At 68.9% G+C, this 13,769-nt stretch carries 9 protein-coding genes; 5 read left to right on the plus strand and 4 right to left on the minus strand.

Features of this window, described 5'->3' with window-relative positions:
* Positions 1-99: 99 nt before the first annotated feature.
* Entirely contained in the window at positions 100-3,402 is a 3,303-nt protein-coding gene (locus QE363_RS15500; protein ID WP_309696678.1) for a glycosyltransferase, read from the minus strand.
* A gap of 190 nt (positions 3,403-3,592) precedes the next feature.
* Here QE363_RS15500 and QE363_RS15505 point away from each other — a divergent pair, with 190 nt between their 5' ends.
* Positions 3,593-4,342: an AcvB/VirJ family lysyl-phosphatidylglycerol hydrolase gene (locus QE363_RS15505; protein ID WP_309696680.1), complete on the plus strand. Its 750-nt coding sequence runs from the start codon at positions 3,593-3,595 to the stop codon at positions 4,340-4,342.
* Positions 4,343-4,367: 25 nt separating this feature from the next.
* Here the strand turns inward: QE363_RS15505 and QE363_RS15510 are convergent, their stop codons facing one another.
* Entirely contained in the window at positions 4,368-6,038 is a 1,671-nt protein-coding gene (locus QE363_RS15510) for an alkaline phosphatase D family protein (protein ID WP_309696682.1), read from the minus strand.
* 174 nt (positions 6,039-6,212) lie between these two features.
* On the opposite strand from QE363_RS15510, the gene QE363_RS15515 reads away from it, so the two are divergent.
* The 3 genes from QE363_RS15515 to QE363_RS15525 all read left to right on the plus strand — a co-directional run bounded on the left by QE363_RS15515 (position 6,213) and on the right by QE363_RS15525 (position 9,682).
* Positions 6,213-8,645, plus strand: coding sequence for a TonB-dependent receptor domain-containing protein (locus QE363_RS15515; RefSeq protein WP_309696684.1), 2,433 nt, complete (start codon positions 6,213-6,215; stop codon positions 8,643-8,645).
* 99 nt (positions 8,646-8,744) lie between these two features.
* Entirely contained in the window at positions 8,745-9,008 is a 264-nt protein-coding gene (locus QE363_RS15520; RefSeq protein ID WP_309696686.1) for a hypothetical protein, read from the plus strand.
* Positions 9,009-9,061: 53 nt separating this feature from the next.
* On the plus strand, positions 9,062-9,682 hold the full coding sequence (locus QE363_RS15525; RefSeq protein ID WP_309696688.1) for a cell wall hydrolase: 621 nt from the start codon (positions 9,062-9,064) through the stop codon (positions 9,680-9,682).
* A 7-nt stretch (positions 9,683-9,689) separates the two neighbouring features.
* On the opposite strand, the gene QE363_RS15530 is transcribed toward QE363_RS15525, so the two are convergent.
* Together QE363_RS15530 and QE363_RS15535 are read right to left on the minus strand one after the other, a co-directional pair.
* Positions 9,690-10,385 carry an HAD family hydrolase gene (locus QE363_RS15530; RefSeq protein WP_309696690.1) on the minus strand — a complete coding sequence of 232 codons (696 nt, stop codon included), beginning with the start codon at positions 10,383-10,385 and terminating at the stop codon, positions 9,690-9,692.
* Between the two features lie 94 nt (positions 10,386-10,479).
* Positions 10,480-13,047 carry a PAS domain-containing protein gene (locus QE363_RS15535; protein WP_309696692.1) on the minus strand — a complete coding sequence of 856 codons (2,568 nt, stop codon included), beginning with the start codon at positions 13,045-13,047 and terminating at the stop codon, positions 10,480-10,482.
* Positions 13,048-13,231: 184 nt separating this feature from the next.
* Between QE363_RS15535 and QE363_RS15540 the strand changes: the two genes are divergently transcribed.
* Positions 13,232-13,684, plus strand: a complete 453-nt coding sequence (locus QE363_RS15540; RefSeq protein ID WP_309696694.1) for a hypothetical protein — start codon at positions 13,232-13,234, stop codon at positions 13,682-13,684.
* The last annotated feature ends 85 nt before the right edge of the window (positions 13,685-13,769 follow it).

Here is a 13,769-nt window from a genome sequence, read left to right on the forward strand (position 1 = left end):
CTCCGTTCAGCCTGAGCGAAGTCGAAGGCCACGCTCGACGGCAAACGGCGTGGCCTGTGCTTCGACTTCGCTCAGCACGAACGGTGGTCGTCAGGGAATTTACGCCCCGACATTCCCCGTCCGCTCGAGCTTGCCCCAGCCGACGATCCACCCGCCGATCGCCGAGCTGATCGCGCGGAGTACGACCCAGTACATGATCTGGCGATAGACCAGCCGCTGCGCGACCAGCAGATGCGCGGGGTAGCGCACCCGGTTGCCGTCCAGCCGATAGGCCAGCCATCCGCACAGCACGTCGATCGCGGTGAAGGCCGTCCAATAGGCCGCCATCTGGAACACGTCGGTGCTGGTCTGCGCCCAGCCATGCTGCGCCACCCGCACCGCCGTGCCGATGATCGACAGGATCAGCGCCAGGTCGATCAGCGGCGAGATCGCGGCGAAGATGATCTGGAACAGCCAGGCCTGGGGCAGACCGACCCGCGCGAGCCCGGCGGGCTGGCCGGTGCGGATCACCCGGCGATGCTTCCACAGGCATTGCAGCGTGCCGAACGCCCAGCGATAGCGCTGCTTGGCCAGCGCCTTGAAGCTCTCGGGCGCCTCGGTCCAGGCGACGGCGCGCGGATCATAGGTGACGCGCCAGCCCGCCCGCTGGATCGCGATGGTCAGGTCCTGATCCTCCGCCAGCGTATTCTCGGGATAGCCGCCCACCGCGTCGAGCGCGGCACGCCGCCACGCCCCCACCGCGCCGGGCACCACCGTCATCGCATCGAATCCGGCCAGCGCGCGGCGTTCCAGATTCTGCGCGGTGATATATTCGACCGCCTGCCAGCGGGTGACGAGGTTCACCCGGTTGCCGACCCGCGCATCGCCCGCCACTGCGCCCAGCTTCGGGTCGGCGAACCAGCGGGCAAGCTTGGCGATGGTGTCCGGCTCGAACTGGGTATCGGCGTCGAGCGCGATCACCACCTCGCCCGCCGCGTCCTGCAACGCGCGGTTCAGCGCCGCCGCCTTGCCGCCATTGGGCAGGGTGAGCAGTTGGACGCGCGGCTCGTCGGCAAAGGCCTCGCGCACCACCGCGCTGGTCCCGTCCTTCGATCCGTCATCGACCACGATCACCTGCAATCCGGGATAGTCACTGGCCAGCACGCGGGTCACCGACTGGGCGATCACGCGCTCCTCGTTGAAGGCCGGGATGATGACCGAGACGCTGGGGGTGTATTCCGGCGGGACCGGCTTGGACTTGCGCCCCTGGAACCAGGCGAGCCCCGCCATCACCACCGCGCGTGCGATACCCAGCGCGATCGCCAGATAGAACAGCCAGGCGAGCGATGCGGACAGAAAGGCCAGCACCACGAAGATCGCGACGTCGGTGCGCACCGCCAGCAGGTCCTTTCCGTCGACCACCGGCATCGCCTGGTCGCGGCTGACCCCGACCAGCTGCGAGGCAGCCACGAAGCGATAGCCCTGTGCGCGCAGCGTATCGATGATGCGCGGCAACGCCTCGACCGTCTGCTCGCGGTCGCCGCCGCCATCGTGCAGCAGGATGACATTGGCCGAATTGTCGGCCGTCGCGCCGTGGACCTGGTCGATCGTCTGCTGGACGATCTGGTCGGTGCCGGGACGCTGCCAGTCATTGGGATCGACGTGCAGCCCGACGACCGTATAGCCCAGATTCTGCGCGACCAGCGCGGGGTCGATCTCGTCGGCCGTGGTCGGCTCGGCGTCGCCGAAATAGGGTGCGCGGAACAGCGTCGTCGACCGGCCGGTATAGGCCTGGATCAGCCGCTTGGTCGCGTTCAGCTCCAGCTTGATCGTGCGCGCGCCCGTCGTCGCCATGTTGGGATGGGTATAGCTGTGATTGCCCAACTCGCTGCCGCCTGCGACGATGCGGCGGAGCAATTGGGGATGCTGCAACGCATTCTCGCCGATCACGAAGAAGGTGGCGGGCACATGCTCGCGCTCCAGCACGTCCAGGATCTTGGGCGTCCATTCGGCATCGGGCCCGTCGTCGAAGGTCAGCGCGACCGTCTTGGGCAGCGCACCGGCGCGCTGCACGACATAGGGGGTCGGATAGGTGCGATAGACCTCGTTGCGGATCACCCCGTCCTTGTCATAGCGCAGGTCGCGCTGCCCCTCGGTCGGCTGCGCGGTGATGCGCAGGATCTCGCCCGTCCCCTCGACATCGACGTTCAGCGGCGAGGCGACCGCGCCCAGCCGCGGGATGACCCCGCGCGCCGTGCTGCGGAACGCGGCGAAATCCGCCCACAGGCCGGGATCCTCGGACCCCAGCTGCCAGAAGGCGATGTCGTCGATGCCGAGACGCTTCAGCGCCTGGAGCTGGTTCCAGCTGGTCGCGGCGTCGAGCATCCAGACGGTGTGATGCTCGCCATTCTCGTCATAGGCGAAACCCGCATTGCCGCTGGCCGGGTCGAAGCTGACCTTCGCCTGGCTGTCATGCGCGATCAGCCAGGCTTCCTCGATAGACTTGGATTCCGCCGGGCCCTTGGCGGGCCAGTCATAGGCATAGCTGCCGAGCGCGACGATCAGCTTGTCGCGGCCGACCTCGCGCAGCGCCTTTTCGGAGGATTGCAGGAACCAGGGCTGCGCCGCGATCGGGCCGGGGGTGCCGGTCTGCCAATGCTGGTCATAGGCCATCAGGATGATGCGGTCGACAACGCGCGCCAGCCGCTGCAACTGCCACGCCTCGTCCTCGGCGGGGACGGTGACGGCCAGCACCGCGCCCTTGGGCAGATGCGCCTTGATCCGCTGGAGCAGCCGGGGATAGCCCGCCATGGCGCTGGCGGGCAGGTTCTCGAAGTCGATGACCAGGCCCGACTGGCGATTGGCCGTCACCGACTGGCCGAGCCGGGTGGCCAGCTTCTCGGACGCCGCCGGGCTGGCGATGATCCGCGCGATCGTCGTGCCGTCCCATTCGTCGGCGGTCAGGTTCTGAACCATCGGCAACAGCCGGGGCGGCCGGGCGGCGCGGGACAACAGGGTGGCGAGCTTGGGATCGTTACTGATCGTCAGTTCGCCCTTGGCGCCCGCGACGTTCATCAGGCTGGGCACCAGCCAGTCGATCTGCCCCATATGCGCATGGAGCGACGCCAGCGCCGAGTCATTGCCGGGCGTGTAGAAGGCGATGGTCAGCGGGCTATGCCCTTGCGCCACCGACCGGCGCGGCAACCATGCGCCGCGCCGCCCCTTCAGCTGCGCGGTCGGCTCCAGCGTCATCGCCTGGCGCCGCGCGAAGGGCAGCGGCAGCACGCCCGAGTTGGGCACCGCGACCAGTGTGGTCGCAAAGGCGATCGCGGCGACGATCACCGACAGGATCAGGACGGCCACCGCACGCCGCGCCCACGCGCCCCGACGGCCCGTCGGGTCAAAGAAGATCGGCTTGGTCACTGCGTCGGTCCCCGGTTCGTTACCATATGATGCGGGTGCCCCTATGCCGCCCGCATGTTTCCATCCCCCCGCCGATGGCAGACGTCGCGCATAGAGCGGGTGATCGCGATATTACAGATTTTTCATGTGACGGCCGCGCCCCGACACATCGATGCATGGCAAGTAGCCGCCCGACCCTTTAGGAAAGGTTATGTCCGTTCTACTTTCACGTCTTGGCCGCCATCGCGGGCGTATCCTTGCCGGGGTTGCGGCATTGCTCGTCGGCGGCATCGCCATCCTGCTCTATTCAGGCAATTATTTTGCACGCGACCCGGTCATGCGCTTTCCGGCGCAGGGGCGGGCACAGCCGATCCTGGTCCTGTCCCTCTCGGGCGACATGGGGCTGCGCTATGGCATGGGGGGCGTGGTGGCGCGCGGCCTGAGCGCGGCGGGGATCGAGGTCATCGGCATCAATTCGCCGGTGCTGTTCCGGGTTCACCGGACGCGCGAACAGGTCGATGCGGTCATCGCCGACGCGGTCCGCCGCGCCGTCGCGGAGGCGGGCGACCGGCGGCTGGTGCTGGTGGGGCAATCCTATGGCGCGGACATGCTCCAGACCGGGCTGGCGCACCTGCCCGCCGATCTGCGCGCACGGGTGGCGGCGATCGTGCTGGTGGTGCCGGGGCAGACCGCCTTCTTCCGCTCCGACCCGACCGGGATCGCCTATATGGGCAAGCCGGACAGCTATGCCATCACCACCGCGCGTACGATCGACTGGGCCCCGCTCACCTGCATCTATGGGCTGAAGGAAAAGGACAGCCTGTGTCCCCTGCTGAAGGGCGGTCCGGCCAGGGTGATCGGCCTGCCGGGCAATCATTATCTGGACCATGATGACGCAAAGCTGGTCGCCGCCGTGCTGGCGGCGGTGCACGGCGGCCCCTCCCCCGCCGCGCGGCGGTAACGACGGAGGAGGGGCGCGCCGCGGGTCAGGCCGGCAGCGACTCGATCGGCGCGGCGGCGCCGGTCCGCGTCCGCCAGATCGCCGCACAGCCCGGCGCATAGGGCTTGGCCATGACGGTCGACACGGTCATGTAGCGCGCCGTCGCGCTGTCGCGGGTCAGCGTCAGGTGCAGCCAGCCCTTGTCCTCCTGGTCGCAGAAGCGGACGACCTTCGGATTGGCCGCCGCGATCTCGCGGCCGATCCCGGGCATCATGTCGCCCCAGGACGGGCTGGTGATCGAGGTGCCCGCGAACTCGGCCGCGACCAGCGTGCCGTTCGCATCGTACAGGTCGTTCGCCCAGGCCGCATGGCTGTCGCCCGACAGGACGACCGGCCGACTGCCCGCGCGGCGAAAGGCGGCATAAAGCCGCTCGCGCGCTGCCGGATACCCGTCCCAGCTGTCGAAGTTGAGCGGCAGGCCCGCGCGATACCCGGCCTGCGCCTTGGCCAGATTGCGATGCTCGGTTTCGGACAGGCGCTCGGTCAGTTTGGCATAGCCCGCCGGACCCATCTGCTTTTCCAGATCGGGGCCGTCGATCCGCGCCATCACCACCTGGTTGCCGATCACCTGCCACGCCGTGCCCGCCTTGACCGAGCGGGTCAGCGTCCGCTCGATCCAGTCCAGCTGGTTCGCGCCCAGCAGTTCGCGGTCGGGTCGGGCGCGCTCGGCCATCATCGCGGCATATTCGTCCGGCTCGGGCGCGGCGCCCTTGGCATGGACCTGCTTCGACCGGGCGAGCAGCCGCGTCTCGACCATCACCAGCGTCGCCAGATCGCCGAAGTCGAAGCTGCGGTTGATCGCCTCCCAGGGCTGGCCGGGTCGGGGATCGCGGATCGGCATCCATTCGAAATAGGCCTGCATCGCCGCCGCCTTGCGCCGGCCCCAGTCGCCCTCGGTCGCAGGCTGGTGGTTCTCCGCGCCGCCGATCCAGTCGTCATTGGCGACCTCGTGATCGTCCCACACGCAGATGAAGGCGGCGCGGGCGTGCGCGGCCTGCATGTCGGGGTCGCGCTTCACCTGGGCATGACGCTGGCGGTAATCGGCGAGCGTCACGATCTCGTGCGCGGGTTCGGGCAGGCGGTTGAGTTTGTGCCCGCGATCGGTGCCATAGCCGTCCGCGCCATATTCATAGATATAGTCGCCCAGATGCAGCACCGCGTCGAGCCGCTCGGTCTTTGCGATCGCGTCATAGGCGTTGAAGAAACCGCCGGGATAGAGCTGGCACGACACCACCGCCAGCACGACATCCTCGACGGCCCCGCGCGGCAGGGTGCGGAACCGCCCCTCGGGCGAGCGCTGGCCCGCCGCCTCGAACCAGTAGCGATAGTCGCGGCCGGGCTGGAGGCCGGTCACTTCGACCTTGGCGGTGTGGTCGCGCGCGGCGCGGGCCGAGACGCGGCCCGTGCGCAGGCCCACCGCATCATGGCCGCCGATCGGCGCGACATGCCAGGTCAGCGCCACGTCCCGCGCCGCATCGCCCTCCCCCGGGGTGGCGTGGGTCCACAGGATCGCGCCGTCGGGGGCCGGATCGCCGCTCGCGACGCCGTGGTCGAAGCTTACCGCGCCGGTCGCGGCCTGCGCCATTCCGGCGGGCATGGCCAGCGCGGCCCCGCTTCCCATCAGCGCCATCGCGCGGCGTCGGTTCATGATCGTCATCGTGTCAGTCCTTTCGGACCGCACGGCTAATCCCCGCCCACGACAGGGGGATGGCGTGCGGATGACGATTTGGCGACACATGTGGAACGCCGTCACGGATTTGAAACAAGCCGGACACCGACTGGTAATCCCTGCTAGCTACGAAGCCCGAAACAAAGTCCTTCGGGGGGAAAAATGCATTCGACCACAGGCCGCCTGACGGTGGCCACAATCCTGCTCGGCCTGTCGCAGACGGCCCTCATCGCATCGGCGGGGGCGCAGGCGATGATCCAGCCGCAAGGCGATCCGCGCGATGCGGACGACAAGGCCGACGTCATCGTCACCGCACAGAAGCGCGAGCAGCGGATCGCGGACGTGCCGCTGACCGTCACCGCCGTCACCGGCGCGCGCATGGCCGATCTGGGCGTCAATTCGCTGTCCGAGGTCGCGCAATATATCCCCGGCCTCCAGATCCAGGAGCAGAGCGCGAACAGCCCCGGCTTCGTGATCCGGGGCATCACGTCGGACTCCGGCTCGGCACAGCAGGGCGCACGCGTCACCGTCTATTACAACGGCATCGACACCAGCCGGAAGCAGGGCGCCTATCAGGACCTGTACGATATCGAACGGATCGAGGTCGCCAAGGGACCGCAGGCGACGCTGTTCGGCACCGCCGCCGCGGTCGGCGCGATCAGCATCATCTCGGCGCGCCCCCATGCGGGGACCGAAAGCGGGATCGTCGCCTCCTATGGCAATTTCGACCGTACCCAGGTGTCGGGTTTCCTCAATGCGGGCAACGACGTGCTCGCGGGGCGCATCGCCTTCGCCTATAAATATCGCGACGGCTATGTCCGCAACATCGCGGGGGACCCGAAAATCCCCAACCAGAATCAGGGTCGCGTCGACCAGGACGACCTGAATGGACAGGACCAGCGCGGCCTGCGTGGATCGCTGCGCTGGACGCCCAACAGTTCGCTGACCGCCGACCTGATCCTGACCTATGACGGACAGCGCAATCCCGGCACCGCGTTCAAGAGTCGGGTCTTCGCCCCCACCGGCGGACAAACGGGGGATTACGGCTATGCCGAGCTGTCGGGTTCGCCCTTTTCCGCCGAAGTGCCGGGCGCGCGCAAGCTGGGGCTGACGCGCAACGTCTATGACGCCAACCTGACCGTCGCGGTCGATGTCGCGCCGGGCATCACCTTCACCACGGTCAACGGCTATCGCCGGTTCGACGCGCTCGAGGTCTTCGACGCGGATGGCGGCCCCGCCTGGTATCTGGAGTTCGGCGAGGATGCGCGCGGCGACCAGTGGAGCCATGAGGGCCGCTTCGCCTTCGAGGGAGCCAAGGCCCGCGCCTCGTTCGGCTGGAACGCCTTTTTCGAAAACGGACAGCAGCGCGTGCCCTTCTCGACCGAGGAAGGCACCTATCTGGCCTGTTCGGTCGTGCGCGACTTCGCCCCCATCCGCCAGATGCTGAACGCCGCCGGACTGCCGACCGGCACCGCCTGCGTCGCGGCCAACGGCACCATCCCGGCGACGCGCGCCACCGCGATCCTGTCGCGCGGGGCCGCGACCGTCCTGCCTTATAGCGCCAGCTTCGCCAATGACGGGCGCAACAACAGCTATTCGGTGTTCGGCGACGCCAGCTGGATGCCCACCCCGGCGCTGGAGCTGACCGCGGGCGCGCGCGTGCTGATCGAGGACCGGCGTTCGGCCTATAGCTCGGTCATGCCCGACAGCCGGTTGCTGGCGGGCGCGGGCATCTTCACCAGCCTGCTCGGCGCGGCCAACACCAAGGGACAGGTCTTCACCGCGCAGCGCAGCTATGCCGCGATCCTGCCGCGCTTCAACGCGCTCTATCGGCTGGGCGGCGGGGTGAACCTCTATGCGACGATCAGCAAGGGTCGCCGCTCGCCGGTGGTCCAGCTCGATGCGCAGCGCGTCGTGCCGCTCAGCGTCGCCAATTCGGGCGCGGTGCCCCGGTTGCAGATCGTGCCCGAGGAAAGCGTCTGGAATTACGAGGGCGGCATCAAGGGGCGGGTCGGCCCCTTCTCCGGCGCCGCCTCGGTCTTCTACCAGCGTTACAAGGGCTTTCAGGTCTCGGTCTTCGAAAACGGGCTGACCGTCACGCGCAGCGCGGGCTCGGCGAACAATATCGGGGTCGAGTTGGAGGGCAATCTGGCGGTCCATCGCTGGCTGAACCTGTTCGCGACCTTCGCCTATATCGATGGCGGCATCGCCGACGATCCGGCCAATGGCGTGTTCGCGGGCAACCGCTTCCGGCTCCAGCCCGATACGACCGCCTCTGGCGGGGCGAGCCTGCGCATTCCCGTGGGCGCGTCGGCGACCTTCTATGCGACGCCCAGCGCGACCTATCGCTCCAAGGTGTTCTTCGAACTGCCCAACAGCGCGGCGATTTCGCAGGGGGGCTATACGCTGGTCAATCTGCGCGCCGGGCTGGAATTCGGCGACCGGGGCCGGTTCCATGTCGGGGGCTTCGCGCGCAACCTGACCGACAAGCGCTATCTGATCGATGCCGGGAATACCGGCGGCATGTTCGACGCGCCCACCTATATCGCGGGCGAGCCGCGCTTCTATGGCCTGGAGGCGGGCGCGCGCTTCTGACGGCGAACAGACGCGTCCGTTTCCGGTGACTTAACCGCTTTCTAACCCTGTCCGCCCTAGAGCGGCGTCCATGAACGGGCGGGTTGGAAAGCGGATGTCATGCGGCGCTGGCTGATGTTGATCGCGACATTGGCGGTCGCCACCTCGTGCACGCCGGTGCGCCGGGCCCGTCCGCATCTGACGCTGGACGTGCCCCCGCCGACCACGCGGACGCTGCTGCGCCAGCTCGCGCTCGACGTGCCCGAGACCGACCTGCCTGAGACGCTGGCACCGGGCACCCCGATCGAGATGGCCGCCGCTCCCGCCTTCCACGGCATCGCCCGCACCGCGCGGGACGCCGCGCGCGCGCCGCCGAATGCCTGACCGCCGCCATCTATTACGAGGCGCGCTCCGAGCCGGTCGATGGCCAGCGTGCGGTGGCACAGGTGGTGCTGAACCGCGTGCGCGACCGCGCCTTTCCCAAGAGCATCTGCGGCGTCGTCTATCAGGGCTCGGATCGCTCGACCGGGTGCCAGTTCAGCTTCACCTGCGACGGGTCGATGGACCAGCCGCGCGACCCCAACGCCTGGGCCCGCGCGGCGGCGGTGGCGCAGGGCGCGCTGGCGGGGCTCGTCTATGCGCCGGTCGGCGCGGCGACCTTCTACCACGCCAATTACGTCCTGCCCTGGTGGGCCTCCAGCCTGAACCGGATCGGCGCGGTGGGCAGCCATATCTTCTATCGCTGGCGCGGTGCGCTGGAGCGCGACCTGTCCTTCCGACAGGGCTATGCCGGGGTCGAGCCCGCCATCCCGGTCCGCGCCGCCGCCCCGGCCATGGCCGACAGTATCGCCGCCGTCGCGCCCGAAGCGGTCAACGGCGTGACCATCCACCGGGGCGATCCCTCGCGCCTCGTCGCCGATGACGGCCCCGAGGTGGCACCCGCGCTCAAGGTGCCGGTGACGACCGCCGGGGTCCGCATCCATCGCAACGGTTTCGCGCATGACGGCGCCGATGTTTCGCAAGGGGCCATTGTCGGCGAGGAAAGCGATCCGGGCTGAAGCCCGCTCAGCCGATCGTATCGATCCAGCCGGGCAGGTCGCCCAGCCGGTCGAGTTGCCGGAAACGCGGATGATCCTGCGGCACCTCCCCCGCTTCATGGCTCCAGGCCAGCGGCTGGGGGATATAGGCCGCCCAGGCGCCCGCCTTCAGCGCGGGCAGGATGTCCGAGCGCATCGAGTCCCCCGCCATTACGGCCGCCTCCGGTGCGACGCCGTGGCGGTCGAAGATGCGCGCGAAGGTGTCGGGCGTCTTGTCGCTGACGATCGCGACATCGGCGAAATGCGCCCCCAGCCCGGAGGCCGCCAGCTTGGCCTCCTGATGCAGCAGGTCGCCCTTGGTCACCAGCACCAGCCGCCCCCGCTCGGCCAGCGCCGCCATCGTCTCGGCGATGCCGTCGAGCAGTTCGACCGGATGCGCGAGCAACCGCCGCCCCGCCTCCAGCAGCCGTGCGACCAGCTCGGTCGGCAGGGTCGGCCCGGCCAGCTCCACCGCCGTCTCGATCATCGACAGGGTGAAGCCCTTCGCGCCATAGCCATAGAGCCGCAGATTGCGCCCCTCGCATGCTTCCAGCGTCGCACGCGCCACCCGCGCCTCGGCAAAGGGGGCGAGCAGGCCGACCAGCGCCTCCTCGGTCTCGGCGAAATGCCGCATATTGTGCCAGAGCGTGTCGTCCGCATCCAGGCAGATGAGTTCGATCGCCATGCCCATATCTCCCGTTACGCGCCGCTTTCCATCACGATTTCGGGGATGATGCGCAAGCCCGTCCGGGGGCGCGACCGGGTGCCGTCGCCGCGGATCAGGACGTGTGGGGATCGTACCGTCGCGCACCCGCGCCCATCGCCGCCTGGATGCCCGTGACCAGCGCATCCACCGTGAAGGGCTTGGTCAGCAGCTGCATTCCCGGCGCCAGATGCCCGCTGTTCAGCACCGCGCTCTCCGCATAGCCGGTGATGAACATGATATTCAGATCGGGGCGGATTTCCCGCCCCGCCTCGGCCATCTGGCGCCCGTTCATGCCGCCGGGCAGCCCGACATCGGTGACGAGCAGGTCGATCCGCCGGTCCGAGCGCAGCAGGGCGAGCCCGGCGGCGCTGTCGCCCGCCTCGATCACCCGATAGCCCATGTCGCGCAGCACATCGGCGATCATCAGCCGCACGGTCGCCTCGTCGTCGACGATCAGCACCGTCTCGCCCGCGCCGCTTGCGCTTTCGCGCGCGGCGGCGGGGCCGGACTGCTCCGCCTCGACCAGCCCGTCATGGCGCGGCAGATAGAGGTGGACGGTCGTCCCCTCGCCCGGCGTCGACTGGATGCGGACCTGGCCGCCCGACTGTTGGGCGAAACCATAGATCATGCTCAGCCCCAGCCCAGTCCCCTGCCCCAGCGGCTTGGTGGTGAAGAAGGGGTCGAACGCCTTTTCGATGACGTCGGGGGTCATGCCGGTCCCGGTATCGGTGACGCACAGCACCAGATAGTCGCCCTCGGGTATGTCGCCGAAGCGCGCATTGTCATCGGCGAGGTGCCGGTTGACCATCTCGATCGTGATCCGCCCGCCTTCGGGCATGGCGTCGCGCGCGTTGATGCACAGGTTCAGCAGCGCATTCTCGAGCTGCGGCGCATCGACCAGCACGGTCCACAGATCGTCCGCGCCGCGCGTCTCCAGCTTGATGGCCGGGCCGACCGTGCGCTGGATCAGGTCGGTCATGCCGCCGACCAGCGCGGCGATATCGGTCGCGCGCGGAGCGAGCGTCTGGCGCCGCGAAAAGGCGAGCAGCCGGTGGGTCAGCGCCGCCGCCCGTCGCGCCGCGCCCTGCGCCGCGTCCATGTAACGGTCGACATCGGCGATGCGCCCCTGCGACAGCCGCAACGCCATCAGTTCCAGCGAGCCCGAGATACCGGCGAGCAGATTGTTGAAATCATGCGCCAGCCCGCCGGTCAGCTGTCCCACCGCCTCCATCTTCTGCGACTGGCGCAGCGCCTCCTCGGCGCGCATCAGCTCGGCGGTGCGATCGGCCACGCGCTGTTCGAGTTGGTCGGTCAGCGCGCGCAGCTCGGCGATCGCGCAGTCGCGTTCCGCCTCCAGCGCCCGGCGACTGCCGACATCGATCAGCACGCCGGGGAAATGCAGCGGCGTGCCGTCGGGCGCATGATCGACCCGCCCATTCGCCTCCAGCCAGTGATAATGGCCGTCGCGGCGGCGCACGCGATATTGATGCGCATAGGCGCCGCCCCGTGCGATCGCCTCGTCGATCGCCTCGGCCAGTCCCGCGCGGTCGTCCGGGTGGACCGTCTCCACCACCTGCGCCAGGCTCAGCCCGTCATGGCCGAGCGCGGGGTCCAGCCCGAAGGTGCGCGCGAACGGCTCGTCCACGGTGAAACGGTCGGTCGGCAGGTCCCAGAACCAGGTGCCGATGATCGCCCCGGCCTCCAGCGCCAGTTGCACCCGCTCGGCATTCTGGCGGGCGCGGGCCTCGCTCTCACGCAGCTGGTGTTCGACGCGGATCCGCTGGGTGATGTCGAAGCTGACCCCCGGAAAGCGGACGCAGCGCCCCGTCGCGTCGGGAATGCAGCGGCCCTGCGCCGAGACCCAATGGACCGTGCCATCGGCTTCGACCAGCCGATATTCGGAGACAAAGCGCCCCTCCCGGCCGATGCCGGTCTCCGCCATCGCGGCGCCGACCTCGGCCTGGACGCGCTCCCGATCGTCGGGGTGGATGCCCTGGAAGAACTCGGCGATCGGCATGCCCCGCTCGGCCGCCGCCGGATCGACCCCGTACATCGCCGCGAAGCGCGCATCGGAGCGGACCGAGTCGTTGCACACGTCCCAGTCCCACAGGCCGACATGCGCGCCCGAACTCAACGCCAGGTCCAGCCGCTCATCCGCCTCGCGCTGCCGCCGTTCGGCCAGCACCCGCGCGGTCGTCTCGCCCGTGACGCAGACCATGCCCGCAATCCCGCCGTCATCGTCGAAGACCGGCGAATAGGAAAAGGTCCAGTAGCTTTCCTCGGGCCGCCCCTCGCGCGCCAGGTCGAGCCGCATGTCGGTGACCTGCGCGACCCCGCCCGACAGCGCCTTGTCGACCAGCGGCGAGATGTCGTCCCAGATGCTGCCCCACAGGATGCGGAACGGCATGCCCATCGCCGTCGCCGCGCGATAGCCCAGGATCGGCCGATAGGCGTCGTTGTAGAAGGAGATCAGGTCCGGCCCCCAGACCAGATACATCGGCACCGGACAGGCAAGCATCGTCGCCAGCTGGCATCGCAGCGCGACCGGCCATGTGTCCGGCGCGCCGAGCGACGTCGCGCCCCAGTCGAAGGCGGTGATCTCGTCCACCACCTGGCCCGACAGGCCGCGTAGGAATTCCAAAGATGATTGCGCCATCATGCCATTGTCTAACGATGCGTCGCCGGGTGCCATAATACGGTATAGAAGCAACAGTCTTCAGAAATCGTTAGCCTTTTCCTCATGAACCGTCGTCAGGGACCCCTGTCGCGCGCCAAAGTCGATCTGTCCGGGTGACAGGCCGGACCGGGGCGGTTAGGCCGGTCGGGTGACGGCGATCCGAAGCCTGCTCGCGCAACGCCATGGGGCCGTGCTGCTGTGCGCGGCGGCGTTGTTGCTCAGGCTGATCGTGCCGACCGGCTATATGCTCGGCGATGTCGGGGGGCATATGGCGATCACTTTGTGTCCGGGCAGCGCCGCTCCGCCCGCCCATGCCGCCCAGGCCGCCCCGCCGATGACGCATGGCCACGGGCATGGCCTGTCCGCCGCGACCGCCCCCGCCCATGGTTCGCACGACCATCGCGGGCGCGAGCATGGGGCCGACCTGCCCTGCGCCTTTTCGGGGCTGTCCACGGCCGGGCTGGCGGCGGTCGATCCGGTCCTGCTGGCCGCGTTCATCGCCTTCGTCATGGCGACGGGGCTGGTCGCGCCAGCCATATCGCGCCCGGCCGCGCCGCTCCATCTCCGCCCACCGCTTCGGGGACCGCCCGCGCACCGCTGACCGCGTTTCGTCGGGTGTCGCACGCGCGATGCCCCTTTCCGATCCTCGTCCCGTTATCGGCCATGCCGATACGGGCCGGTCGAAA

The sequence above is a fragment of the Sphingomonas sp. SORGH_AS_0870 genome (assembly GCF_031453175.1).
Taxonomy (GTDB): Bacteria; Pseudomonadota; Alphaproteobacteria; order Sphingomonadales; family Sphingomonadaceae; genus Sphingomonas.